This window comes from Enterococcus sp. DIV1316a (genome assembly GCF_050536915.1).
GTDB classification, from domain to species: Bacteria; Bacillota; Bacilli; order Lactobacillales; family Enterococcaceae; genus Enterococcus; species Enterococcus faecalis.
The window spans coordinates 295695-321133 of record NZ_CP172913.1; the positions used below are offsets into that span (position 1 = coordinate 295695).

At 38.0% G+C, this 25439-nt stretch carries 21 protein-coding genes, 1 pseudogene and 2 other annotated features; of the genes and pseudogenes, 17 read left to right on the top strand and 5 right to left on the bottom strand.

The window, feature by feature from the left end; all coding sequences use genetic code 11:
- The first annotated feature begins 52 nt into the window (after positions 1-52).
- The 4 genes and pseudogenes from allD to IGL56_RS01555 all read left to right on the top strand — a co-directional run bounded on the left by allD (position 53) and on the right by IGL56_RS01555 (position 6525).
- The gene (allD, locus tag IGL56_RS01540) at positions 53-1114 is read left to right on the top strand and encodes an ureidoglycolate dehydrogenase (protein WP_010773907.1); all 1062 of its coding nucleotides are present in this window, start codon (positions 53-55) and stop codon (positions 1112-1114) included.
- Entirely contained in the window at positions 1114-2535 is a 1422-nt protein-coding gene (locus IGL56_RS01545) for a hypothetical protein (RefSeq protein ID WP_002383665.1), read from the top strand. The genes allD and IGL56_RS01545 overlap by 1 nt, the downstream gene beginning before the upstream one ends.
- Positions 2536-2559: 24 nt before the next feature.
- Entirely contained in the window at positions 2560-3783 is a 1224-nt protein-coding gene (locus IGL56_RS01550) for an amidohydrolase family protein (protein WP_002391515.1), read from the top strand.
- 447 nt (positions 3784-4230) lie between these two features.
- Positions 4231-6525, top strand: a pseudogene (locus IGL56_RS01555) (WxL domain-containing protein).
- Between the two features lie 91 nt (positions 6526-6616).
- Here the strand turns inward: IGL56_RS01555 and IGL56_RS01560 are convergent.
- A complete protein-coding gene (locus IGL56_RS01560; protein WP_002367870.1) occupies positions 6617-6796 on the bottom strand; it encodes a hypothetical protein in 180 nt (59 codons plus the stop codon).
- A gap of 185 nt (positions 6797-6981) precedes the next feature.
- Between IGL56_RS01560 and IGL56_RS01565 the strand changes: the two genes are divergently transcribed.
- Complete coding sequence (locus IGL56_RS01565; RefSeq protein WP_002355258.1) at positions 6982-8349, top strand: PcsB-like coiled-coil domain-containing protein; 1368 nt, start codon at positions 6982-6984, stop codon at positions 8347-8349.
- 117 nt (positions 8350-8466) lie between these two features.
- Positions 8467-8696: a binding site (T-box leader), on the top strand.
- Between the two features lie 60 nt (positions 8697-8756).
- On the top strand, positions 8757-9884 hold the full coding sequence (locus tag IGL56_RS01570; RefSeq protein ID WP_002355260.1) for a 5-methyltetrahydropteroyltriglutamate--homocysteine S-methyltransferase: 1128 nt from the start codon (positions 8757-8759) through the stop codon (positions 9882-9884).
- Between the two features lie 51 nt (positions 9885-9935).
- Here IGL56_RS01570 and IGL56_RS01575 read toward each other — a convergent pair whose 3' ends face one another.
- Together IGL56_RS01575 and IGL56_RS01580 are read right to left on the bottom strand one after the other, a co-directional pair.
- Positions 9936-11120 carry an AI-2E family transporter gene (locus IGL56_RS01575; RefSeq protein WP_002355262.1) on the bottom strand — a complete coding sequence of 395 codons (1185 nt, stop codon included), beginning with the start codon at positions 11118-11120 and terminating at the stop codon, positions 9936-9938.
- 15 nt (positions 11121-11135) lie between these two features.
- Complete coding sequence (locus IGL56_RS01580; protein ID WP_002381189.1) at positions 11136-11651, bottom strand: HdeD family acid-resistance protein; 516 nt, start codon at positions 11649-11651, stop codon at positions 11136-11138.
- 192 nt (positions 11652-11843) lie between these two features.
- On the opposite strand from IGL56_RS01580, the gene IGL56_RS01585 reads away from it, so the two are divergent.
- From IGL56_RS01585 to IGL56_RS01610, 6 genes are all read left to right on the top strand, one after another.
- The gene (locus IGL56_RS01585) at positions 11844-12530 is read left to right on the top strand and encodes a DUF969 domain-containing protein (protein WP_002355265.1); all 687 of its coding nucleotides are present in this window, start codon (positions 11844-11846) and stop codon (positions 12528-12530) included.
- Positions 12527-13471 carry a DUF979 domain-containing protein gene (locus IGL56_RS01590; protein ID WP_002355267.1) on the top strand — a complete coding sequence of 315 codons (945 nt, stop codon included), beginning with the start codon at positions 12527-12529 and terminating at the stop codon, positions 13469-13471. Before IGL56_RS01585 ends, IGL56_RS01590 begins: the two co-directional genes overlap by 4 nt.
- Before the next feature lie 15 nt (positions 13472-13486).
- Positions 13487-14128, top strand: a complete 642-nt coding sequence (gene pcp / locus IGL56_RS01595) for a pyroglutamyl-peptidase I (protein WP_002355269.1) — start codon at positions 13487-13489, stop codon at positions 14126-14128.
- Positions 14129-14410: 282 nt separating this feature from the next.
- Positions 14411-14586: a binding site (T-box leader), on the top strand.
- An 89-nt stretch (positions 14587-14675) separates the two neighbouring features.
- Entirely contained in the window at positions 14676-16121 is a 1446-nt protein-coding gene (gene nhaC, locus IGL56_RS01600) for a Na+/H+ antiporter NhaC (protein ID WP_002383673.1), read from the top strand.
- A gap of 151 nt (positions 16122-16272) precedes the next feature.
- Entirely contained in the window at positions 16273-16707 is a 435-nt protein-coding gene (locus IGL56_RS01605; RefSeq protein WP_010815903.1) for a MarR family winged helix-turn-helix transcriptional regulator, read from the top strand.
- 4 nt (positions 16708-16711) lie between these two features.
- Positions 16712-17347 (top strand): nitroreductase family protein, encoded by a 636-nt coding sequence (locus IGL56_RS01610; RefSeq protein WP_002355272.1) that lies wholly within the window; start codon positions 16712-16714, stop codon positions 17345-17347.
- Positions 17348-17389: 42 nt separating this feature from the next.
- On the opposite strand, the gene IGL56_RS01615 is transcribed toward IGL56_RS01610, so the two are convergent.
- Positions 17390-18223, bottom strand: a complete 834-nt coding sequence (locus IGL56_RS01615; protein ID WP_002355273.1) for a Cof-type HAD-IIB family hydrolase — start codon at positions 18221-18223, stop codon at positions 17390-17392.
- 183 nt (positions 18224-18406) lie between these two features.
- On the opposite strand from IGL56_RS01615, the gene IGL56_RS01620 reads away from it, so the two are divergent.
- The 3 genes from IGL56_RS01620 to IGL56_RS01630 are packed head-to-tail and all read left to right on the top strand — an operon-like array spanning position 18407 to position 22618.
- Complete coding sequence (locus IGL56_RS01620; protein ID WP_002392494.1) at positions 18407-20149, top strand: PTS transporter subunit EIIC; 1743 nt, start codon at positions 18407-18409, stop codon at positions 20147-20149.
- A complete protein-coding gene (locus IGL56_RS01625; protein WP_002355275.1) occupies positions 20140-22173 on the top strand; it encodes a BglG family transcription antiterminator in 2034 nt (677 codons plus the stop codon). Before IGL56_RS01620 ends, IGL56_RS01625 begins: the two co-directional genes overlap by 10 nt.
- Before the next feature lie 10 nt (positions 22174-22183).
- On the top strand, positions 22184-22618 hold the full coding sequence (locus IGL56_RS01630) for a PTS sugar transporter subunit IIA (RefSeq protein ID WP_002355276.1): 435 nt from the start codon (positions 22184-22186) through the stop codon (positions 22616-22618).
- Positions 22619-22699: 81 nt separating this feature from the next.
- On the opposite strand, the gene IGL56_RS01635 is transcribed toward IGL56_RS01630, so the two are convergent.
- Positions 22700-22969, bottom strand: a complete 270-nt coding sequence (locus tag IGL56_RS01635) for a hypothetical protein (RefSeq protein WP_153246231.1) — start codon at positions 22967-22969, stop codon at positions 22700-22702.
- Positions 22970-23214: 245 nt separating this feature from the next.
- On the opposite strand from IGL56_RS01635, the gene IGL56_RS01640 reads away from it, so the two are divergent.
- Both IGL56_RS01640 and IGL56_RS01645 read left to right on the top strand, forming a co-directional pair.
- Complete coding sequence (locus IGL56_RS01640) at positions 23215-24987, top strand: PTS mannitol-specific transporter subunit IIBC (protein ID WP_002381191.1); 1773 nt, start codon at positions 23215-23217, stop codon at positions 24985-24987.
- A 14-nt stretch (positions 24988-25001) separates the two neighbouring features.
- Positions 25002-25439 carry a PTS sugar transporter subunit IIA gene (locus tag IGL56_RS01645; RefSeq protein WP_002355279.1) on the top strand — a complete coding sequence of 146 codons (438 nt, stop codon included), beginning with the start codon at positions 25002-25004 and terminating at the stop codon, positions 25437-25439.

Genomic DNA, 25439 nt, shown 5'->3' on the forward strand with positions numbered 1-25439 from the left:
ATCACTTGTTTTCTTTCCCTTTTTTAAGATTAATGATAAAGGAGCAAGCGCAATGGAAGAAATGGTTGTCGTTACACCGGAAAAATTAGAAAAGCTGATGAAACAAAAATTAGAAGCTGCTGGTTTACATTCTGAACATGCCGAAGAAGTTGCTCGACATTTAACTTTTGCAGATGCTAGCGGTATTCATTCACACGGGGCGGTTCGTATGGATTATTATGCGGAACGGATTGCAAAAGGCGGGATCACGATTGACCCCGAATTATCATTTGAAAAAACTGGACCGTCCATTGCCATTTTTCATGGCGATAATGGCGTGGGTCAATTTGTTTGTAACGAAGCATTAGCTGCTGCAGTTGACCTAGCCAAAGAATCAGGGTTAGCATATGTTGGCGTTTCTCAAACGAGTCATAGCGGGACGTTATCGTATTATGTTAAAAAAGCAGCGGAACAAGGCATGGTTGCTCTTTCGATGTGTCAATCTGATCCAATGGTGGTACCGTTTGGTGGTACAAGCAATTATTTTGGAACAAATCCAATCGCTTTTGCAGCACCTAGAGCAGGTCATGAACCAGTCGTGTTTGATATGGCTACGACAGTACAGGCTTGGGGGAAAATTTTAGATGCACGTTCAAGAGATGTTGAAATTCCCGACACATGGGCAGTAGACGAAAAAGGCCAGCCAACGACTGATCCTTATGAAGTACGAGGTTTATTGCCGATTTCAGGACCAAAAGGATATGGACTAATGATGATGGTCGATGTCTTAGCTGGTTCGTTGTTAGGCTTACCTTTTGGCAAACATGTCAGCTCCATGTATGCGGATTTAACGGAGAAACGGAATCTGGGACAGATGTTTTTAATCATTGACCCAAGCCGCTTTACAGATTCTGAACGATTTAAAGAAAATATTAATCAAATGGTGGAAGAACTTCATAGTGTGCCTACAGCAGAAGGGTTTCAACAAGTTTACTATCCAGGAGAAATTGGTCAGCTAAACTATCAAAAAGCCATGTCAGAAGGCATTGAAATTCCACAAAGTATTTATGATTATTTAGTTAGTGAGATTGTACATTACGATAAATATGGCGGGCAAGGTGCCTTTGCCAAATAATGAGGAGCGCAGAGAGTATTCGCTGCTGCGTTGCTCTCGCCTTCTTTCTATTGGAGGAAAGTAAAATGAAAAAATCGTCAAAAGTAGCACTTATTTTTGCATTCTTAGTTAGTATTTTTGTGCCAGTTGCGGCCTTTGCTGATGAGATTGGGGATGTAGTTGCCCCGACAGGAATCATGGCATTAGTTGTGATTATTCCATTGATTGTTGTTTTGGTTCTATTGTTTATGAAAGTCGATATGATTATCGCTGGTTTAATTGGTGGCGTCTTAGCGATGCTGATTGGTGGCATTGGACTAGAAGAAGCGAATAAACAGATGTTGGAAGCTATCCCGATGATGTTAGGAATTACCGTTCCCATCATTAATTCAGCTGTTGCGATGGCGGTCTTTAAAGCAGGTAGTTATTCAGCTGCATTAACTTTAGCCAAACGAGGCACAAAAGGAAAAGTCGAGTATGTTTCAGCTTTTATTGTTATCTTATTAGCCGCAGCCACATATATGTCAGGAATTGGTGGCGGAAGTGCGATGGTTATTGCGCCATTGGCCTTTGCTGCAGTTGGCGTTGTTCCTGAATTAATTGCAGCAATGTCTTTAGCTGCTGCGGTATCATTTACAACATCACCCGCTTCATTAGAATCAAGTATTGTTTCAAAATTAGGCGATATCAGTGTCGGTTCATATGTTTCAACCATGCGACCTTACTGGTTATTCTTCGTAGCATTAGCGATTGTTTTAGCCTTTTGGGGAACGAAACATAGAAATGTTGGCTTTAAAGAGTCGGCAGATGATGAATTTGATAAAAAGAGCAATGGTGAATTATTTAAAATTACCTTGCCAGCCATTTTCTTATTGTTTGCTGTAATTTTTGGACCAATTGTGAATGATTTAATTGGTTTTGCCTTCTTTACGCCACTTGTATACATGATTTTAACATTAGTTTTAATTTTCTTATGTACAGATTTCTCAATGAACAAATCTGTCGAAGCGATGGTAGATGGGTCTACATATATTTTGACTCGTTTATTCCAAGTAGGGATTTTCTTAGCCTTTATTAATGTTATTGCACAAACAGGAACGTTTGCTGTAATCGCAGGTGTTGCTGAAAATGCACCAGCCTTTATTGTCGTGCCAGTTGCCATTTTAACAGGGATTTTAATTGGGATTCCAGCTGGGGCCTACGTAGGTTCTGTTTTAACTTTAGTGCTACCAGTTGCTGTATCGTTGAACTTCCCGCCGTTAGCATTAGGTTTTGTAGCAATGGGTGTTGGTTTAGGTAGTCAAATGAGTTTCGTTAATATTACTATGCAAGCTTTATCTTCAGGCTTCCAAATTCCAATTTTGGATGTTGTTAAAGGAAACGTGAAATGGTTAAGTATTGCCTCTGTACTATTATTAGTTATCGGTTTAATCTTTGGATAAAAAACAATTTAGGGAGTGGAAAACATGGATTTATTAATTAAACAAGTTCGTCTTCAAGACGGTGAAGCATTACAAGATGTAGCTATTAAAGAAGGTAAAATCATTGAAATCGCCCCAGTTATTAATGGCGATGCCAAAGAAGTCATCGAAGCAGATGGTCGTGTTTTAATCCCAGGTTTTGTAGAAAGCCATTTACATTTGGACAAGGCATTAATCGCTGATCGTAAACCAAATAAATCAGGTACGTTGAAAGAAGCAATTGAAGTAACCGCAGAATTAAAACCAACATTTACCGAAGAAGACATTTACGACCGTGCCAAACGTGCTTTAGAAATGTTAATCGTTCATGGAACCACGGCGTTAAGAACGCATGCAGAATTTGACCCAGCGCAAGGTTTTACTGGCTTCAAAACAATTATGCGTTTGAAAGAAGAATACAAAGAGTTAATTGACATGCAAGTAGTTGCGTTTCCGCAAGAAGGAATTTTTAAAGCCCCTGGAACAGAACAAATGATGTATGAAGCAATGGATATGGGCGCAGACGTTGTCGGCGGTATTCCTTATAATGATGCACCAGCGAAAGAACATATTGATTTAGTGTTTGAAATTGCTAAAAAATATGATAAAGATGTAGATTTACACCAAGATTTTGCCGATGAAGCTGATGATATGAGTATTGAATATTTATGTGAAAAAACCATCGCTGAAGGCTACCAAGGCCGTGTTTCAGTGGGCCACTTAACGGCATTGCATGCCTTACCTGAAGCAGAATTGGCGCCTATTATTGCAAAAATGGCGGAAGCAAATATTAGCGTGATGGCTTTACCAGCAACGGATTTACATTTAGGGGCTCGTGGTGATCAGTACAATGTTCGACGTGCGGTTACGCCAATTCGTAAATTACGCGATGGTGGCGTGAATGTCTGTATTGCTACGAATAATATTCGCAATGCTTTTACACCATATGGCACAGGGGATATTGTTCAAACAGCGATGTTAGCCATTCCTGTTGGGCACCTAGGTGGAGCGGATGACTTAAAAACAGTGCTACCAATGGTAACAACAAGTCCTGCTCGTGCGATGGGACTAGAAGGATACGGTGTCGCAGTTGGGAATAAAGCAGATTTAGTCTTATTAGACACAAAAGTGGTTGAACATGCGATTATTGATATTCCAGAACGGTTATATGTTATTAAAAACGGCCGTGTTACAGTCAAGACAGACAAAAAAGTCGAAATCATTCGTTAAGAAAAAAAACAAAAAGCTCAAAATGTTAGTTGTCAAAACTAACATTTTGAGCTTTTTTTGATAAAGGTAAAGCTAGGAAGGTGAAAATATGATTAATTTATCCTGTTTTAGCTATGATTCTCTATTGAAAAGTTTATTTTCAGTTTATTTTTGGTCGATTTTCCTTGATATATATAGAATCTTCAGGAAATGCTCCTATCTGTTTAAAATTCGGAATTTCAGAAATTATTCTTTTTTGCTAAACTAGTTATAACTGGTTAGTAAAAAGAAGTATTGGACGAATAGCGCTGAAACAAGTGAATGATCCAAAGTATAAAGAAAAATGAAACCGATACCACAAGACAAGACTGTTGCTGAAAATGGTAAGTGATCATTCTGCTAAGTTTAGTGTCTTAATGTTTAGTTAACTAAGAATTGTTGGATTGTTCTTTAGAAAGAAGGGACAATATGAAGCGAAGTAAATGGAAAGAATTGATAGTAACGGGCATCTGCCATATATTAGTATTCCCCATACTAATACAGACAACTGTTTTTGCAGAAACATTACCAAGTACAAAACAAGTAAGAGAAGGAACCAATCATTCATTAACAGCAGAAAAAGCCGAAAGTGAACAACCACAGACAAAGGATAAACTACATGATGAAGAAACACTGGCATTGTCAAAAAGTGAGTTAATCGATAATGAGGCTAATGTTACAAGTCAAACGATTAGAGAAAGAATTGAGACGCCTAACCTAACTTATCGTTATGGATTTATTAATGAAGAGGGGCAGCCAGTAAACGCCAATGAGATCCTTCTACAGTATCATAGTTGGCAAGGCAATTCCCCAGATGGCATAAATGTGTGGGAAGGTGAAAGTCAACCAGTGACAGCATCTACAGTGGCTAATTTAAAAGAAGTGGTAATTCCAAGTGAGAAAGTAGCCGTCTATTCCGACATGTCAACGGTGCTTGCAGCGAGTAATCAAACATTTTTTTTACCAAGATATTATACTTCTTTAAGCTTATACAATAAGAAAGGGGAAATTGATCCCAATTATCCGCTGCCAACTATTTCCGACGCATCAGGAAACCAGTATCCAACAACAATTTCGCAATTTGAATTGGAAAAAATATCTGCACAACAATATAGTCAGAAAACAGGAGTAACGTTTAACATTAGCGAGAGCCAAAAACTAATCGTTCCTTTGTACAACCAAGTGAAGGTTGATTAATCGAATCAATCTGGGCTATTGAATTACTTTAAAATTTCAGGGCCGGTTTATTATCATGTTACCAATCGCAAAGTGACAGAACATTTTGTGGATACTCAAGGGAAACCAATCCCTCCACCACCGGGGTTTAGACAAGGAAAGCAAACGCTTATTGAGCGTGACCCTTACGCCTTTAAACAGAATGGCCTTTTGCCAAGTAGCTATGAAATCGACTCAAAAACATATCAATTTCAAGGATGGTATAAAGGGAAAACGAAACCTGAAAATTTAGAAAAAAGCGTAACGCCCAGTTATGATATTACCTATGACGACAATGATGATTTAACTGTTGTCTATAAGGAGATACCTCAAAAAAATTATACATTTGAGGATGTCAATGGTGTTGAAATTGCACCACCATCTGATTTTATTCAGGATCACCAACAACCAATAACTACGGATGGCTTTCGCTATTTAGCTGGAAAAAAACTGCCACAACAATACAGCGTTAACGGTAAAACTTATTTATATCAAGGTTGGTATCAAGATAAAACAAAACAAGAGAGCTTAGAAAAAACGAAGCGACCCATAAACTCCCCTGTTTTTAATGAAATGAACGCTATTACAGCAGTGTATAAGGAAATAACTGCAAAAGCTGAAATGCAAATAGAAGGACTAGTCAAAGTCATGCCAAGTGGTTATATACAAATTTGGCAGATTATGCTTACAAATGTGGGAGAAGTACCGTTAAAAAAAATAAACTTAAAGCCAGCAAGTGGTTGGTCACCAGGTCTAGCTCGGCCAATCCAAGTCACGATTCGTGTTGGATCTGAACCAAACAAAATTGTTCCTATTACTGATGAAAATTGGCGAGTTGGCATTGCTTTAAATACGGAAGTGCCTATTGGTCAGACAGCAACTATTATGATGACAACAATTGCTACAGGTGAACCAGATCAAGTGTTACAAGCGGCTGTTGAAATGAATGGAAATTTTTCTGCTGTTCACGCAGCTGATACTGTCAGAATCCAACCTAAAAATCAAGAAATTGTGGCACCAGATGAGGAAGGTTTTATCAGCACACCAACTTTTGATTTTGGCAAAGTCGCCATTTCTAGCAACACGCAGCAACATGGTTTAAAGCAGGCAGCAGATTATTATGAAAATGGTCAGGAAAATCCATATTTACGTTTGAAAAAATCACAACCCAATTGGGCACTAACTGCAGAACTATCCCCCTTTGAAGGAAGAGTGGATCAACTATCATCAATGACAAAGTTATTGTTAGGAACAACCAATGTTTCAGGTTTTATTCAGTACAATCAACCAACGGAAACTAAAGTTGCTCTTGGCAAAACAACCGCTATTCAATTAGTTGCCAACGGTGTAGCTAGCCATATTGTTGCCAATGGTCAGTTTGACGAAAGTGATGTTTATCAATTTGATTTTTCTTTTGATCAAATCAAATTAGAAATTCCAGCAAATCAAGGTAGAAAAGATCAAGCTTATCAAGCAATGGTGACTTGGAATTTAGTGACAGGCCCATAAGTCCATAAAAAATAAGTTGAATAGTTTGATCAAAAACATTGCATAGAAATAATAAAAGGCGGCTCAACGAAGCGGCCTTTTTCTTGGTTCATTACCAAAATATAACGAATTTTGTAACAAAAACGTTTGCTAAAAAGAAGGAAAAATGATTAATTTTACGAAAAAAAGCATATATCGACAAAAAAGAAGCAAAATTTGAATAAAAAAAGAAAAAATATGAAAAAAAATCGAAGAATTGTTTAACAATTGAAAACACGTGAAAACCAGTCATGACAAGGTGTAAAAGCCTTACAAAAGGTAAGTTTACCTATTATGGAGAAAGAAGGAGTGATCTGAAATGTTTTTGTAACATTTCTATTGCTTAATTGAAATATGGGTGTGGTAGAATGTTTTTGTCGTAAGAAAAGATTAAGATATTTTAAATAAACTTTAGAAATTAATTCGGAGGAATGACAAGTGAAGAAACGTCTATTTGCATCAGTATTACTATGTTCATTAACGCTATCAGCAATTGCTACCCCAAGCATCGCTTTGGCGGACAATGTTGATAAAAAAATTGAAGAAAAAAATCAAGAAATTTCATCATTAAAAGCAAAACAAGGGGATTTAGCTTCACAAGTATCTTCTTTAGAAGCAGAAGTATCTTCAGTATTTGATGAAAGCATGGCTTTACGTGAACAAAAGCAAACACTAAAAGCAAAATCAGAACAATTACAACAAGAAATTACAAACTTGAATCAACGTATTGAAAAACGTAACGAAGCAATCAAAAATCAAGCACGTGATGTTCAAGTTAATGGACAAAGCACAACAATGCTAGATGCAGTTTTAGATGCGGACTCAGTTGCAGATGCAATCAGCCGTGTTCAAGCTGTTTCAACAATCGTAAGTGCCAACAACGACTTAATGCAACAACAAAAAGAAGATAAACAAGCCGTTGTTGATAAAAAAGCTGAAAACGAGAAAAAAATGAAACAACTTGAAGCAACAGAAGCTGAATTAGAAACAAAACGTCAAGATTTACTTTCTAAACAATCTGAATTAAACGTAATGAAAGCTTCATTAGCATTAGAACAATCATCAGCTGAAAGTTCTAAAGCTGGCTTAGAAAAACAAAAAGCAGCTGCTGAAGCAGAGCAAGCACGCTTAGCTGCTGAACAAAAAGCTGCAGCTGAAAAAGCTAAACAAGCTGCTGCAAAACCAGTTCAAGCTAAAGCTGAAGTAAAAGCAGAAGCACCAGTTGCCTCTTCTTCAACAACAGAAGCGCAAGCACCAGCAAGCTCAAGCTCAGCAACTGAATCAAGCACGCAACAAACAACTGAAACAACTACACCAAGTACAGATAATAGTGCAACAGAAAATACTGGCTCTTCTTCATCAGAACAACCAGTACAACCTACAACACCAAGTGATAATGGAAATAATGGTGGCCAAACTGGTGGTGGAACAGTTACACCACCAACACCAGAACCAGAGCAACCAACACCAGCGCCTTCTGCTGATCCAACAATCAATGCATTGAACGTTCTACGTCAATCATTAGGTTTACGTCCAGTAGTATGGGATGCAGGCTTAGCAGCTTCTGCAACTGCTCGTGCAGCACAAGTTGAAGCAGGTGGTATTCCAAATGATCACTGGTCTCGTGGAGATGAAGTTATCGCAATTATGTGGGCGCCAGGTAACTCAGTAATCATGGCGTGGTACAACGAAACAAACATGGTAACAGCTTCAGGAAGCGGTCACCGTGATTGGGAAATTAACCCAGGTATTACGCGTGTCGGTTTTGGTTACTCAGGTAGCACAATCGTAGGACACTCAGCCTAATCAGCAATGATAAAAATAGACGTAAGCAGCTTCTGAAAAGAAGCTGCTTTTTTCATTACTATTTCATCCATCTCCGTTGACAAATTTGCTAAACGTGGTATTCTAATTATAATCTAATAATTTCCGTTGAATAGGAAAGTAAATACAAGACAGTTGGTAGAGAGACTTTGGTTGGTGAAAAAAGTTAGATGTCTGTATCGAAAAATGGCCTAGGAGGAATTTTTGTCGAAACGTAGGCAAAAACGTAATGTCTTTCGTTAACAAGACCGCTGATTATGATTGTCAGTTGAAGGGAAAGAGTCATCTTTCCGAAAAAAGGTGGTACCGCGATAATAATCGCCCTTTTACTAGTTACGGCTAGTAAAAGGGCGTTTTTTTATAAATAAAAATAGGAAAGAGTGAGGCAAATGAGTAGTCAGATTCCTTTTACAGTTGATCATGTGGGAAGTTTTTTACGTCCGGAAACAATTAAGAAAGCACGGAAAAAGGTCCAAGCAGGTGCTTTATCTCAAGCAGAGCTACGTCTTATTGAAGATGAGGAAATCAAAGCATTAGTAGCAAAACAAAAAGCTGGCGGTTTACGGGGAATCACAGATGGTGAATTTCGTCGCGGTTTTTGGCATATTGATTTCTTAGAAGGATTAAATGGTGTGACAGGCTATATCCCAGAAACGGGGTATAACCAAACCTTTCATGGAAAAGCAGCTCCAGCCTATAATATCCGCGTAGTGGATAAAATATCTTTTCCTGCGCAACATCCATTTTTAGAGGACTTTTCATTTTTAAAAGAGGTGGTGGAAGTTGGTGATGGCACGGTAGCCAAAGCAACGATCCCTAGTCCGACCATGATTTTACGTCAAGAAATTTTATCCAACGACGGCACCTCGCGCATTCAAACAATTTATCCAGAGATTGGTGATTTTTATAAGGATTTAGCACAAACATATAAAGATGCAATTGCGGCCTTTTACGAGAGAGGTTGCCGTTATTTGCAATTTGATGATACAAATTGGGCGTTTCTAGCGGATCAGACAAAACAAGAAGAATTACGAGCAAAAGGAATACAGCCAGAAGAAATTGCACAAGTGTGTACCACGATTATTAATGAAGCCTTAGCTGGTAAGCCAGAAGATTTAACTGTAACCACGCACATTTGCCGTGGGAACCATGCTTCGTCTTGGTTATTTTCAGGTGGTTATGAACCGATAGCAAAAGAATTATTTGCTACGAATTATGATGGTTTCTTCTTGGAATATGACTCAGATCGTGCAGGGGACTTTTCACCATTAAGACATTGGCAAAATAATGGCAGCAAAGTCGTTTTAGGTTTAGTTACTTCTAAGTTTCCTGAATTAGAAGAGACTGAACAAGTGAAAGCACGAATTGAAGAAGCCCAACAGTTTGTTCCTTTAGAAAACTTAAGTATTAGTCCGCAATGCGGTTTTGCTTCAACGGAAGAAGGAAATCGTTTGACGGAGAAAGAACAATGGCGCAAAGTTCAATTACTTCAAGAAATTGCTAGAGAAGTATGGTAAAAAAACTGGGACATAAGTCTAAACGGCTTATGTCCCAGTTTTTTCATTGTATTATTTTAAATATTGATCTTTAGTAAAATTCGTGTGTTCATACTCGCCGTTGTCACCATAAAAGCGGTTATAGCGTTGTTTGAATTTGCGGAATAAATAAATGACTGTCACTTTAACTAGGCAATACATTGGAATCCCGAAGATAACGCCCATTAAACCAAACAGTTCACCCATAACTAACAAGACAAGTAAAATAGTAATCGGATGGACTTTTAATTTATCGCCCATCACACGAGGAATAACAAAATCACCATGAATCAATTGGATGGCAAACCAGACGATAACGAATTTTACTACCATAAATGTGGAATCCTGAAAGGCAATAATCAATCCTGGAATAAAGGCAATAAATGGCCCGATATAAGGAATAATACATAAAATACCCGCAGCTAAAGCTAAAATGCTACCAAATTGTAAACCAATTAATAGAAAAGCTGGCCAATACATAATCCCTAAAACCAACGAAGCAATGACTTGACCTTTTAGATAATCGCCAATTTGAATGTTGGCAATTTGGCTATATTCATCAAAATCAGGACGAAAAGCTGGGGGAATGATGCCTTTTACAAAGCGATAAAACTTTTCTTTGTCTTTTAAAAGGAAAAAGGCGATGATAGGTCCTGTAAACAAGGTTAGGAAAGTAGAAGAGACTGCAGAAAAGACGCTTCCCAGACCTTGTGCGCCTGTTTGTAGGTAATCCCCTGCAAAGTCTTTAAAGGAGTTTGCAAGTTTGCCCCAGAGCTGATTAATCGACTCATTAGCAGATTCTAAATCTTTTGCAAAAGGTGTTTTAGCCATAAATTCTTGTACTGTTTGGAGCGTGCTTTTCCAAAAACTTGGGAATTGTTTGATTAATTCTTCCGTTTGGTCTTGGATAATTGGGAAAAGTTGCAGTCCAGCTAACACTAGTAATGCAATAATTAAGACATAGAGAATCGCAATCGCCCAAACACGGGGAATTTTTTTCTCAAGGCGTTTCACCATTGGATTAAGCAAATAAAATAGAATAATACCAAAAAGTACCGGGCCTAAGACGGCACTAAAAATAACAAAAATTGGTTTAAAGATAAATGAAACAGTGTTGAATAAAAAGATAGTTACAGCAATTAGACAAAGGATAGTTAATGTGTAAAGTAAATTTTTCCCACCTAAAAAGCGGATCCACTTGGTACTTTCTTTATCCATAAGTTGCTCCTTTCGTTAAGCTTTATTTCTAAAATGACCAATAATTTCAATGACACCCATGAAAATCAGGATAAATCCAAAGACTTGCATCAAAACTAAGAGACTTTTGAAGGGATTAAAAACTAAAACGGCTCCAGCGATTAAAACCAGAATACTGTAGATAAGCGCGCCTGTTTGACGAGTATTTAAAGCAAAAGTCAATTGAACGAGGCCGTTTATAACAATGCTAATCCCTAATAAAAACGGCAGAATCGAAACAATCACCGGTGCAAAAAATAAAAAGGCTACTGCTAAGACGACAAAGATTAAACCTGTTACGAAACCAAGTCCCCAGCTACCCGTTTGTTTTTTTATTTTGTAGTCATCATAAATATTAATTAACCCTAAAAGCATCAAATAACCAGCAATTAAATAACCGACGAACTGGAAGAAAGCACCGGGATTAAAGACAATGGCACTTCCGATAACGATAAAGACGGCGTCGCGCAATAGGGTATGGCGCCGAAAATTTTCTCTAAAAGTTTGGAACATAAAAATCCTCCTCAATGTTATTGTTTCTTTTATTCTAGCGGAAAAAAGAAAAAAGTGCGAGTGGTAGCTCTAAAAAGTGTTGGAAACTGTGTCTTTAGAAAAAATAACATTAAAAATTAAAAAAGTCTTACAAATGAGCGAAAATTGGCATATAATGGAAAGTGAAATTTTATTTTAAGAAGGAGAGATTTGATGGATTTATTACCTTTATTAGGCGTATTGATCGTCATTGTCGGCTTCGCATTGAAATTTGATGCTATCTTGATTGTGATGGTTGCTTTAATAGTGACGGCTTTTACTGGCGGACTTGGTTTGACATCGATGCTAGAAACACTAGGAACAACCTTTGTGAATAATCGAGGAATGGCTATCTTTATTATTATTATGTTAGCAACAGGAACGTTAGAAAGAAATGGCTTGAAAGAGTCAGCGGCTACGTTGATTAAACGATTCAAAAAGGTATCTGCTGGTGTGATTATTGACATTTATGGTGTCTTTCGGATTATCTTCGCCGCTTTTAACGTAAGTTTCGGTGGGGTAGCAGGTTTTGTGCGTCCGATTATTTTGCCAATGGCGTTAGGAACAATTGAATCAAAAAATTTACCAATGGTGCCAGAGTATGAAGAAGAACTAAAAGGGATGGCTTCAGCCATGGAAAATATCTGTTGGTTCTTTGGTCAAGTTCTGTTTGTTGGTGGGGCTGGGGCATTACTTGTTCAATCAACATTAAAAGATTTAGGCTATGAAGTGACATTAGGTAAATTGGCTTTAGTGGAAGTACCAGTCGCCTTAGTTGCCTTAATTTCGGCAAGTATTTACTTTACTTTAAAAGAAAAAAGATTACGTAAAAAATATTATGGACAGGAGGGACTGAAATGAGTTTTTTCACAGATCCAAGTATTGATTTGAGTGCAAAGTTATTGGAAGTCCTTTATATTTTTATGGGGATTATCTTGTTATATACAAGTTTTCGTAGTTTTCGTGATAAAACCAATCAACATGCGTATGGGACTAGTTTATTCTGGGGAATCTTAGGGATCTTAATCGGTTTTGGTCGGTTTATCCCACCAGTTGCCTGTGGCGTACTTATTTTTGTGATGACAATTCCGGCAATTCTTCAAAAAGTGACAAAAGGAGAAAGTCGCTTACCTTCGAAAGAATACATGGAAAAAATGTCTCAAAAATTAGGAATGAAGATTTTTATTCCCGCACTAAGTATCGGGGTTTTTGCAATTCTTTTTGCCACATTGACTACTTTAGGAGCTTTAGTCGGTGTCGGTGTTGGTGTCTTTGTAGCGATTTTCATCATGATGTTCTTTTCTAAAAATAATACGCCGAAAGTATTTTTTGATGATGCGGCGGAAATGTTAGAAACAGTCGGTCCTCTTAGTACGTTGCCAATGCTATTAGCTTGTTTAGGTGCTGTTTTTACTAGCGCTGGTGTTGGTGAGATTATTTCAAAAGGGGTTAGTGCCGTAGTACCAGCAGGAAATGTCAATGTAGGGATTATTATTTATGCTGTGGGAATGGTTATTTTTACGGCTATCATGGGCAATGCCTTTGCAGCAATAACCGTGATGACAGTCGGAATTGGTGTGCCGTTTGTCTTTTCTTTAGGTGCAGATCCCGCATTAGTTGGGATGGTTGCCTTAACATGTGGTTTTTGTGGTACACTGTTAACACCGATGGCTGCGAACTTTAATATCGTACCTGTAGCCATGTTGGAAATGAAAGATAAGTACGGCGTCATTAAAAATCAATTGCCGATTGCACTTTTCATGTTAATTTTCCAAATTGTTTATATGATTCTATTCAAATAAGAAAGGATGATCGAAATGAAAGTTGTCGTTACTGGCTTTGATCCATTTGGAGGAGAAGCAATCAATCCTGCCTTTGAAGCAGTCAAAAAATTACCTGCTGAAATTGCAGGAGCTGAAATTATTAAAGTTGAGGTGCCAACTGTTTTTGGCACTAGTGGTGAAAAAGTGGCTGAAGCAATTGAAACCCATCAACCAGATATGGTGATTTGTGTTGGACAAGCAGGCGGCCGTCAAACAGTCACTGTTGAAAAAGTGGCGATTAATTTAGCGGAAGCGCGTATCCCGGATAATGCAGGACAACAACCAAGCGATGTGCCGTTGGTTGAAGATGGAGCAACAGCCTATTTTACAAATTTACCGATTAAAGCGATGGTAAAAAATTGTCATGACCATCAATTACCTGCAGCGATTTCTTATACAGCAGGAACCTTTGTATGTAATGATATTATGTATCACTTACTACACTTAATTAACACTAAATATCCAACTATTCGTGGCGGATTTATTCATGTTCCGTTCCTACCAGAACAAACAATTGATAAACCAACGTTTGCTTCTATGTCATTAGAAGCAATCACAGATTCTTTGTTCTATATGATTGAAGCAGCAGTAAAAACGCAAGAAGATATTCAACTACAAGGTGGCACAACCCATTAATTAACAGGAGCGTGGAACAAAAATCACTTTGGATTTTTGTTCCACGCTCAAAAACTGATAAACGGCGGGAACAGAAGCAACTCCTTCGGAAATAAGCCGAAATTCTCCAAAAATTAAAGAACAATTTTCGGAAATTCCTTCTTATTTCTCGGAGTTAAACGCTGCTGTCCCGACCTCTTTCTATTTTTACAAAAAGAAAAAGTAATTTTTGTTGGCGTGTGAAAAAAATTTTTTATACTATTTTCGTTGACAAGTCGGTTTCTTCTTGGTATATTGAGATTCATAAATTATTAGCCCAGTAGGAAATAGATGTTTTGTTCAGAAAGTCGATGGTTGCTGCGAATCGATCAAGTCTATTTGTGAATTACACTAATAAGTAGTAACAATTACATAATACATAAGCGAGAAGCAAGTAAGCTTCTAATTAAGGTGGTACCGCGGAGAGATTCGTCCTTATTCTTTAAGGATGAATCTCTCTTTTTATGTAGCTTTAGGAGGCGTTTTCAATGAGTTGTGGAGGGGTTATTCGTTATCATAAGATCCTTTAATGTCAGAGTATTCAGAAAAAAGATTAGAGGAGAGTAACGAAATGAAAGAAAAACAGAAAAAGAAGACCGTGAGTGTTCGAGAAGCAAGTATCGTGTTATTAATTATTGTGGCAGCTATTGCAACAGGAGTAATTGGCTTAAAGATATCGCCAAATATTACTATTTTGTTTGTGATTGCATTGATTTTAGGCTACGCAATGTTTCGTAAAGTACCATTTGATCAAATGCATAAAGGGATTGTTGATGGCTTGAAGCCAGGGATTATTCCAATTTTTATTTTCATTTTAGTGGGGGCATTGATTGCCGTTTGGATTCAAGCAGGAATTATTCCAACGATTATGGTTTTTGGTTTTAAAATGATTAGTGTTAAATGGTTTGTGCCGTCAGTTTTTATTGTCTGTGCGATTGTCGGCAGTGCAGTAGGTAGTGCTTTTACAGTGATGTCAACAATTGGAATTGCCTTTTTCGGTATTGGCAGTACCTTAGGGTTAAATCCTGCTTTAGTTGTGGGGGCGATTGTTTCTGGTTCAGTTTTTGGTGATAAAATGTCGCCTTTATCAGAATCAACAAACTTAGCCGCAGCGATTGTTGAAGCGGATTTATTTAAACATATAAAAAACTTGATGTGGTCGACTGTACCAGCATTTATCGTCTCTTTAATCTTGTTTATGATTTTAGGACAAACGTACGCGAATACTAGTCTGACAGAAGTAGTTCAAGTTATTCAAGTATTGGAAGACCACTTTACCATTTCAATTTGGTCATTGTTACCATTAGCCTTAATGTTAATCTGTGCCTGGCGCAAAATTCCAGCGATTATCACGATTTTGTTGAACATTATTGTGGCAGTAATTATGATTATTATTCAAAATCCGAAAGTATCGTTGCAGGCATTAGGAAACACGTTGGAAAATGGGTTTGTTTCTCAAACGGGGAACGCACAAATTGATCAATTATTAAGTCGTGGCGGGATTATGAGTATGATGCCGACTGTGGCACTTATTATTCTAACGTTGTCTCTAGGTGGCTTATTAATGGAATTAGGATTGATTTCTGCGGTCATGGAAGTTGTTTCGCAGAAAATGAGCAGTACACCGAAATTGATTTTATCAACGTTATTAACAGGAATTGGCGTAAATATTTTTATTGGTGAACAATTCCTATCGGTTATTTTACCAGGGAATGCCTTTAAAGAAGTTTACAAAAAAGAAGGTTTGGATCCGACTGTTTTAGGCAGAACCTTGGAGGATGGTGGGACGGTTATTAACTACCTCATTCCTTGGGGGATTGCAGGTAGCTTCGTAGCGGGGACCTTTGGCGTACCAACGTTGACTTACTTACCATTTGTTTTCTTTAGCTTATTATCGCCTGTCTTCTCAATGGTCAGTGCGTTTACTGGTTTAGGGATTAAGCGGTTATCAGCAGAACCTGTTACCGAAAAATAGGTTGATTAAAATAGAACAGTTGATGGGGAATACTGTAGTTTCTCTCTGTCAGTTGTTCTATTTTTCTTGTAAAAAAGGTTGCATTTTTAGAAAGAAACAGTTATAGTTGACTAGTCAATTGTTGACGAGTCATCTTTTTAAGGAGGAAACTATGTCGTTATCATTACGGGAAGTCAGCCATTTATTATGTCAGTTAAAGGTATTAGATCAAAAAATTACCAAAGTTTTTGAAGAGCAAGTTGGCTTGAGTTTGACTCGTTATGAGTTGCTGATGATTTTAAAAGAACGTCAGCCGTGTCTTCAAACGGAGATTCAAGAACACTTAAAAATCGATAGTGGTGCGGTCACTCGCCATTTGAAAATTTTAGAAGAGAAACAGTATGTGACACGACAGCGAAATCCAGAAAATAATCGGGAAGTGCTAGTGCATTTAACAGAAAAAGCACAACAAGAACTACAGCAATGTACAGCCAAGCAACAAACGGTAACAGAAATTATTCCCAGTACATTTACAAAGGACGACTGTCGCCAGTTAAAAGAACTTTTGACAAAACTAGATCAAAGCATTACAACGAAAGAGGTATGATAGAATGACAACATATACAACGAATGATTTTTCAGAGATTGTTTTTGGCCGCAAATCGGTTCGGGTGTACGATGAAACCCATAAAATTTCTCATGAAGAAATGTTAACAATGATTCAAGAAGCGACCACTGCCCCTTCTTCTGTTAACATGCAGCCATGGCGTTTTGTCGTAGTGGAAAGTGAAGCAGGCAAAGAAAAATTAAAACCCTTAATTCGCTTTAATACGCGTCAAAATGAAACATCTTCTGCAATGCTCTTAATTTTTGGTGATCTAAACTGCCATGAACGAGGAGAGGAAATTTACAATCAAGCTTATGCTAGTGGTAAAATGCCTAAGGAAGTGCGGGACCAACAATTAGCAGCCATTATTCCCCATTATGAAAGTTTAAGCAGAGAACAAATGAATGACATCGTAAAAATTGATGCGAGTTTAGCAGCTATGCAATTTATGTTAGTGGCCCGAGCTCACGGATATGAAACAAATCCAATCGGTGGTTTTGAATCGGAAAAATTAGCCGAAACATTTGGTTTAGATCAAGAGCGCTATGTCCCAGTAATGATTTTATCTGTGGGTAAGGGCATGGAAACTGGCTATGAATCTGTTCGTTTAGCACCAGAAAAAATCACGACATTTGAATAGGCAATAAAAAATGACGGCGTACGCTTGCATTAACCAACGATCTTAAAGAAAGTTGGCTAATGCAACAGCGATGCCGTCATTGTCGTTGGATAAAGTGACTTCCGTTGCGATGCTTTTAAGCTCGTCAACGGCGTTTTCCATAGCAATCCCCGTGCCGGCCCATTCCAACATTGTATAATCGTTGTGACCATCACCAAAAGCAATTACTTCTTCAGCAGTTATGCCTAACTGTAGGGTTAGTTTTTCTAAAGAACGCGCTTTATCAATATTTTTAGCGGTAAATTCAAAATAGAAAGGAGCGGAAAAAGCAGCGGTGACGGTTTCTTTGAAAGGCGCGTAGATGGCCTCATGATATTTTTGTAAATAGGCGGGTTCACCAGCAATTAAAATTTTGTTCAAGGGAAAGTTTAGTCTGGCGGCTAAATCATGCCACTCACATAATTGAAAGTTGCCGCCCCGTGATTCATATTCAATAATATTAAAATCACCAGTCTCTAAATGTAAGGTGTTATGAAAAACATCATTGACATACATAAATGTTTCATCATTAATCATTGGAATTACGTCAAATTGTTTCAAATGTTCTAAAATTTGTTGACTCAATGATTTTGAAATTGTCTGGTTAAATAGTTGTTGCTGACTGCCGTGATGGGTGACACAAGCGCCGTTATAGGAAAGTAAGTGTCCATTATAATGAGCCATCTCCAATTCATCTGCTAAGGGCCGCATACCGTTAGTCGGGCGGCCAGAAGCCAAAATCAGTGAGAGGCCTTGTTTTTGTGCAGCTACTAATGCTTGTCGCGTTTTTGGTGAAATCTTTTTTTCTGAAGTTAACAAGGTACCATCAATATCCATTACAATTGCTTTGATTGCCATAATTGGCCTCCAATCCGAAGAGTTTCTTTCTTTTAGTATAAAAGTTTTTTCTATTAATGTAAACGGATTCTCTTGTGAGGTGTATAAAAGAATTATTTTACAAAAATCTATACTATTTTTTTGTGAAATTTCATATAATAGAAGTATTCTAATTATCTACATAGAGAGCGAGGGACAAGGAATATGAAGGAAAAAGAAATGCATTCGCTCTTTTTTAAACATAAGTTTGTGAAAGTAACCCCCTATTTACGTCGTTTTGGTCATCGTTTGAGTGGGATGATTATGCCAAATTTGAGTATTTTTATTGCGTGGAGCTTATTGTCTTTGGTGGCTGGCTATACGACAGGGAATCTACGGCTAGCTCTTTCTGAAGTCGAAACGATAATGATTCGAGTTGTTTTACCGATTCTAATTGGTTTTACAGGCGGAAAAATGTTCGAGGAACAACGTGGCGGCGTTGTTGCTGCTATTGCGACAGTGGGCGTGATTGTTTCCACAGATGTTCCACAGTTGTTTGGTGCTATGTTTATTGGTCCTTTAGCAGGATATACTTTCGCCAAAATTGAACAAATTCTCTTACCGAAAGTTAAAGAAGGCTATGAGATGCTGACTAAAAACTTTTTAGCAGGAATTGTGGGAGGACTGCTGTGCTGTTTTGGTATTCTGGTTGTAGCTCCGGCTGTTGAAAGCGCTAGTTTTTGGCTGTATCAATTTTCTTCTTGGTTAATTGAAGCCAATCTTTTACCATTGGTTCACGTTTTCTTAGAACCTTTAAAAGTGTTATTTTTTAATAATGCGATTAACCATGGCTTATTAACGCCTCTAGGTTTAGAAGGTGCTAGTCAAACAGGTCAGTCCATTTTATTTCTATTGGAAACAAACCCTGGACCAGGCGTGGGCGTTTTGGTTGCTTTTCTGCTGTTTGGGCCTGTAGGTCAACGAAAAACAGCAGGAGGTGCCACCATGATTCAACTGATTGGGGGCATTCATGAAATTTATTTTCCGTTTGTTTTAATGGATCCGCGCTTATTTTTAGCAGTAATTGCTGGAGGAATGAGTGGTACGCTTGTTTTTCAAATATTTAATGTGGGGCTAAGTGCTCCAGCTTCGCCAGGCTCATTGGTTGCGATTTTAGCCAATACCCCGACTGATGCGAGGCTGGCGGTTTTTAGCGGGATTTTTGTTAGCTTTCTGTGCTCTTTTGCAATAGCAAGCTTGTTATTAAAACGTCAACGAGGAATTGAACCAGTTTCAATTATAAAGATGAAGGAGGAAGACCAAGTGGAAACAGTCACACCTAACTATCAGCAAATTTTATTTGTTTGTGATGCAGGAATGGGCTCAAGTGCCATGGGGGCTAGTTTGCTAAGCCGACAATTAAAAGCTGTGGACTTGGAGATACCTGTGACTTACCAGTCCGTTCATCAGATGAAGTGGCAGCCTAAGACATTAGTGGTCATTCAAGCAGAATTGAAACAGTTAGCACAAAAGTACGTCCCAGAAAAGGATATGGTGAGTGTTCAAAATTTTTTAGAAATTAAATCCTATTACCCGCAAGTTTTAGCCAAACTGACTGCTTCTTCTCAAGAGCAATCTTCACTTGGTTCAGAGTCTACTGGAACGAACCCGACCAAACAAAGACAGAAGCTTGTTTTTTTATATGCCGAGAATGTTCGAGGATCGCAAACAATGGGAATGGAATTATTGCGGCAACAAGCGGCGAAACAAGGAGTCGCGATTGAAGTATCTAAAGAGCCACTGGAAACAGTCTTTTTTACCAAGGAGACAACCTACGTAGTGACTCGTGAACTGGCGCAAGCCTATCATTTAGATCTAACGCAACAAAATTTATACGTAGTTACTAGTTTTTTGAATAAGAAAGAGTATCAAGAATGGCTGGAAGGAGGAGCTGATAGATGTTTTTAACGACAAGAGAAACTGTTCTATTAACGGAATTAGTGAATAGTCCTACCCCCGTTTCAGTAAACCGCATGATGAATTTGTTAAAGGTTAGCCGCCGGACGGTATATCGTGAATTAGAAAATTTAGAAACCTCGCTAGCATCGATGGGCGCGACGTTGGAAAAAGTAGCTCGTGGGCGCTTTTCGATTCAAGCAGATGAAGCAGCGATGACGGAAATTCAGGCTGCTATTTTAGGAGAAGAGACACAGGAACTTTCTACTTTGGCGCGGCAACATGCGATTTTATTGACATTACTGCAAACAAAAGAGCCAGTCTCTATGCATTATTTTCTGGAAACGTATTGTATTAGTAATACGACTTTTTATGCCGATATTAAACAATTAGAAACACGGATTGCTCGGATTCCGTTGACGATTTCTCGGAATCAAGGTTATGAAGTGACTGGTTCTGAAAAATATCGCCGTCTTCTAATGGCGAATATTCTAAGTATGGAAATTAATGAGTACCAATTTTTTCATTTTACCGAATTAACGACAAACGACCATTTTTTCTTTCAGTTTATTCATGCAGAACATTTAGCATTTGCACAAAAAATTGTTCAGCCAGAAGTAGAAACTTTATTTCCAGCATTAAGTGATCGCAAATTACAACATTTGATTTTAATGTTAACAATTGCGATGGATCGGGTCACTGCAGGTTTTTATTTAGCTGATGAGACCTATACTGGGCAGATGAATAAGGCCTTTCTAAATTGTTCTAAACGACTTTTTTCAAAAGTCGCTGCTGAAACGAAACAACTATACGCTGTCAGTGAGATTGTTTTTTTTGCTAGCTTATTAAGTGATTTTTCTAATTCTTTTGATGAAGATTTTTTTGATGAACATTTTGACACTCAGCTGGCTTATGCAGTGAAACAACTGATTGAAGCAGTAAGTCAAGAAACGGAAGTTAATTTTTTCGAAGATACCAATTTGTATAAAATGTTGTTGACGCATTTATCAGGTGTTTTTTCTCGGGCGGTTTTACAAGAAGAAGATTTAACGAATCCCATTTTAGAACGGATTATGAATCAATATCAAGAAATAGCTGCGGCTTTACGCCAAGCGTTGCCGCAAATTTTTCCGCAAAAGAATTTATCGGAAGAGGAAATTGCCTACATGGTACTTCATTTTGCCAATTCTTTAGAGCGGAGTCCCAAAATTATGGAAGTTGATATTGCTGGTTTTTCTCCTAGCGGTTTGGCTTCGACAAGTATGCTGGAAATGCGATTACGGCGCTACTTTCCTTTTATCAACCAGATTCATTTTTTTCGGATTGCGGATTTAGGTAAGGTGAATGTTGAGGAAAACTATGACTTAGTGATTTCCACTTCGTTATTACCAGGATACAATGGTAAATATAAATTGATCTCACCGTTACTTTTAGACGATGAAATCCGCCAATTGAAAGAAGAGTTTAAGCGGATTAGTCACGAAAAACGCTCGCTTAGGAAAGCGCCTGTGAAAAAAATAGGTGGCGAAGAAAGCTACGAAACAGTGGTCGCTTTCATGGAAGAAATTAGTAAACTATTAGAAACATTTTTCATAGCAGATTTAAATAATCAAGCGGATTTAGCAGAAACCGTTCAACAAGCTCTCGCGCAACTTTCCGCAGATTTAATCACCGATAGTGCAATCGTCTGTCAGCAATTGATGAAACGTTACGAGCAAGCGCCTATTGGGATTCCTCAGACGGAAATGGCCTTATTCCATACCTCAAGTACAGCAGTGACACAGCCTGTTTTTTGTATTTTTAATCTGGCCCAGCCACTTATGATTGAAGGTATGGATAAAAAGCCGATGCAGTTACAACGTATGTTACTCATGCTAGCGCCGATGCCGATTGATGAAACAATCGGGAAAATTTTAGGAAAAATCAGTGGTGCGATTATTATGAATGATTTAAATACAGAAATTTTTCATTCAGGAAATGAAGCCATTGTTTATCAGTTGCTTTCGTCATTATTAATTGAAGAAATGAAAGGCTAGGTGTTGAGAGATGTTTGAAATTACAGCGGAGCAAATAATGTTGAATCAATCATATGCTAGTTGGGAGGAAGCACTTGCAGCTTCTGGTGAATTACTGCTAAAAAATCAGTTGGTCACGCCTGACTATGTCAAAGCAATGTATCAACGTCAACAAAAAGTCAGCGTGTATATCGGTAACTTCGTGGCATTGCCTCATGCGGAAGGACAAGATGAACAAGTTTTAAAAGAAGGGATTTGCTTTATTCAAGTGCCTGATGGGGTCAACTTTGGTACGGAAGCAGATCGAAAAATAGCTACTTTGTTATTTGTCGTTGCTCTAAAAAGTCAACGGCAATTAAGCATGCTTCAAGAATTAGCTTTTTTCTGTTCAGATCTCGAAAACATTCAGCGGCTCAGTGATTGTCAAACAATAGATGAAGCACAAAAAATTCTGGCTCAAGCCTAGAGTTACGTCTGAAAAAAATCAATTCATTCTGAAATGTTCAATAATTATTGAAATAATTTTATATTAAAAAAATAAAATATTTTAATTTAAGAGGTTAAACAAAAAAGATAAGAAGATTCCTTGACAAAAAATAGGACCTATGATAAATTTAAGGTAACTTGTGACAAAGTCGTGCATGGATGCACTAAAAAGACACCCTATCAGTAGTAGGGTGTCTTTTTTGCTGTTTAGACAGCAGCGGCTGGAAGCAACTTGTTTATTCCTCGTTCTGTTTTTCCAACCAATGGTTACAAGTTTCAGGACAATCCCGACAAAAATCGGCACAAGAATTTTTGTGACAATCTCGTACATGTGATGCACCTCCTTTCGAGGCAAGTCGCCAATTTGAGTATAGCATAAAAAGTTGTTCATTTATTATTGGAATTATTAGAAATGGAATAAGCACGTGTTTTCTGGTTTTCGTAACTAGAGAACACGTGCTTTTTTCTTTCAACTTTTGGCACAATGGTTTGTGCCAAAGTACGACTTTTTCCAGATTCGGAAAGCGGATACAATTTAGTCAACAAGAAAAGTTACTTGAGAGAAGGGGAATAAAAATGGAACAAGTACCAGAAAAAAATAAAGTATCAATTAAAGCAAAAGTCCAAAGACTTGGCAGTACCTTATCTAGCATGGTGATGCCCAATATCGGGGCGTTGATTGCGTGGGGCGTTTTGACAGCGCTATTTATCCCAGATGGATATCTGCCAAATAAAGCCTTTGCCACGATGGTTGGCCCAATGTTGACCTATTTAATTCCATTATTAATTGGCTACACTGGTGGGAAAGTAATAGCAGGTGATCGCGGTGCCGTAGTTGGCGCAATTGCGACAATGGGCGTGATTGTGGGAACCGATATTCCGATGATGCTAGGTGCCATGATTATGGGTCCACTTGGTGGCTTTACAATTAAGAAATTTGATCAGTATTTCCAACATCGGATTAAAGCTGGTTTTGAAATGTTAGTAAACAATTTTTCAGCTGGATTAATTGGTTTTGCATTAGCTTTACTTGGTTTTTCAGCGATTGGCCCAATTGTCGATGCGCTGACTGCTGCAATGGCACGTGGTGTGGAAATCATTTTAAATGCTCATTTGATTCCATTAACGAGTATTTTTATTGAACCGGCAAAAGTGCTCTTTTTAAACAATGCGATTAATCATGGCATCTTAACACCCTTAGGGACAGAACAAGTCTTATCGGCTGGTAAATCAATTCTTTTCCTATTAGAAGCAAACCCTGGTCCTGGGTTAGGTGTCTTATTAGCATTTATGTTTTTTGGAAAAGGTGCGGCAAAATCTTCTGCGCCGGGAGCAATAATTATTCATTTCCTTGGTGGTATCCACGAAATTTACTTCCCATATGTAATGATGAAACCGTTATTATTCTTATCAGTTATTGCAGGTGGTGCGACAGGTAGTTTGGTTTTCCAAACGTTAGATGCTGGTTTACGTGCGCCCGCTTCACCAGGCTCCATTATAGCTATTTTAGCGATGACACCAATGGGTTCTTACTTACCAGTTATTTTAGGTGTTTTGGCAGCAACTGCTGTTTCCTTTGCAGTATCCGCAGTCATTTTAAAAGCAGATGCGAAAGAAGAAAGTGATGAATTTGCCCAAAAAGTGAAAGAAACCCAAGCTGCTAAAGCAGCATCAAAAGGATTAACTGTCACAAATGGTAGTGCTTCATTGTCAGGAATTCAACAAATTATTTTTGCTTGTGATGCTGGGATGGGCTCTAGTGCAATGGGTGCGTCTATCTTACGGAAAAAGGTCCAAGAGGCTGGTTTAGTACAAACTGTGACAAATCGGGCCATTAATAATTTGACCGATGAGGGAAATACATTGATTGTCACACAAGCGGAATTGCAAGAACGGGCCAAACAGAAAGCACCTAATGCAACCTTTGTAGCAGTTGAAAATTTCTTGAACTCACCACGTTATGATGAAATTGTGGCTGAACTATCAGGTACCAAAGAAAAAAACGACGCACAACCAACAGTCTCCAAAGCAACACCTGCTTCTGAAATTGAGGGAGATTTAGCAAATGTCAATGAGATTCTTTTGGTTCACGATGATCGTGTCGGGTCAGCAACGATGGGAATGAAAGTCTTAGAAGAAATTTTAGATAAAGAGAAAATTTCAATGCCGATTCGAAAAATTAATATTAATGAATTAACTCAACAAACACAGGCTTTAATTGTCACAAAAGCTGAACTAACGGAACAAGCCCGTAAAAAAGCCCCGAAAGCGACACACTTATCAGTAAAAAGTATGGTTAATCCCAAAAAATATGAAACAGTGGTTTCGCTCTTAAAAGAAAGTGCCTAGAGAGGAAGAAAACAATGGAAAATCTTACGAATATTTCAATTGAATTAAATCAACAGTTTAATACAAAAGAAGAAGCTATTCGCTTTTGCGGCGAAAAACTAGTCGAGGCAGGCTGTGTTGAGCCCGCTTATATCGAAGCAATGATTGAAAGAGACCAATTGCTATCTGTTTATATGGGGAATTTTATTGCCATTCCTCATGGAACAGAAGAAGCCAAAAAATTAGTGAAAAAATCAGGAATCTGTGTAGTGCAAGTCCCAGAAGGCGTTAATTTTGGCACCGAAGAAGATGAAAAAATTGCTACCGTATTATTTGGGATTGCCGGAGTCGGTGAAGAACATTTGCAATTAGTCCAACAAATTGCACTTTATTGTAGTGATATGGATAACGTGGTGCAACTTGCCGATGCATTAAGTAAAGAAGAAATAACAGAAAATTTAGCCATTGCTTAA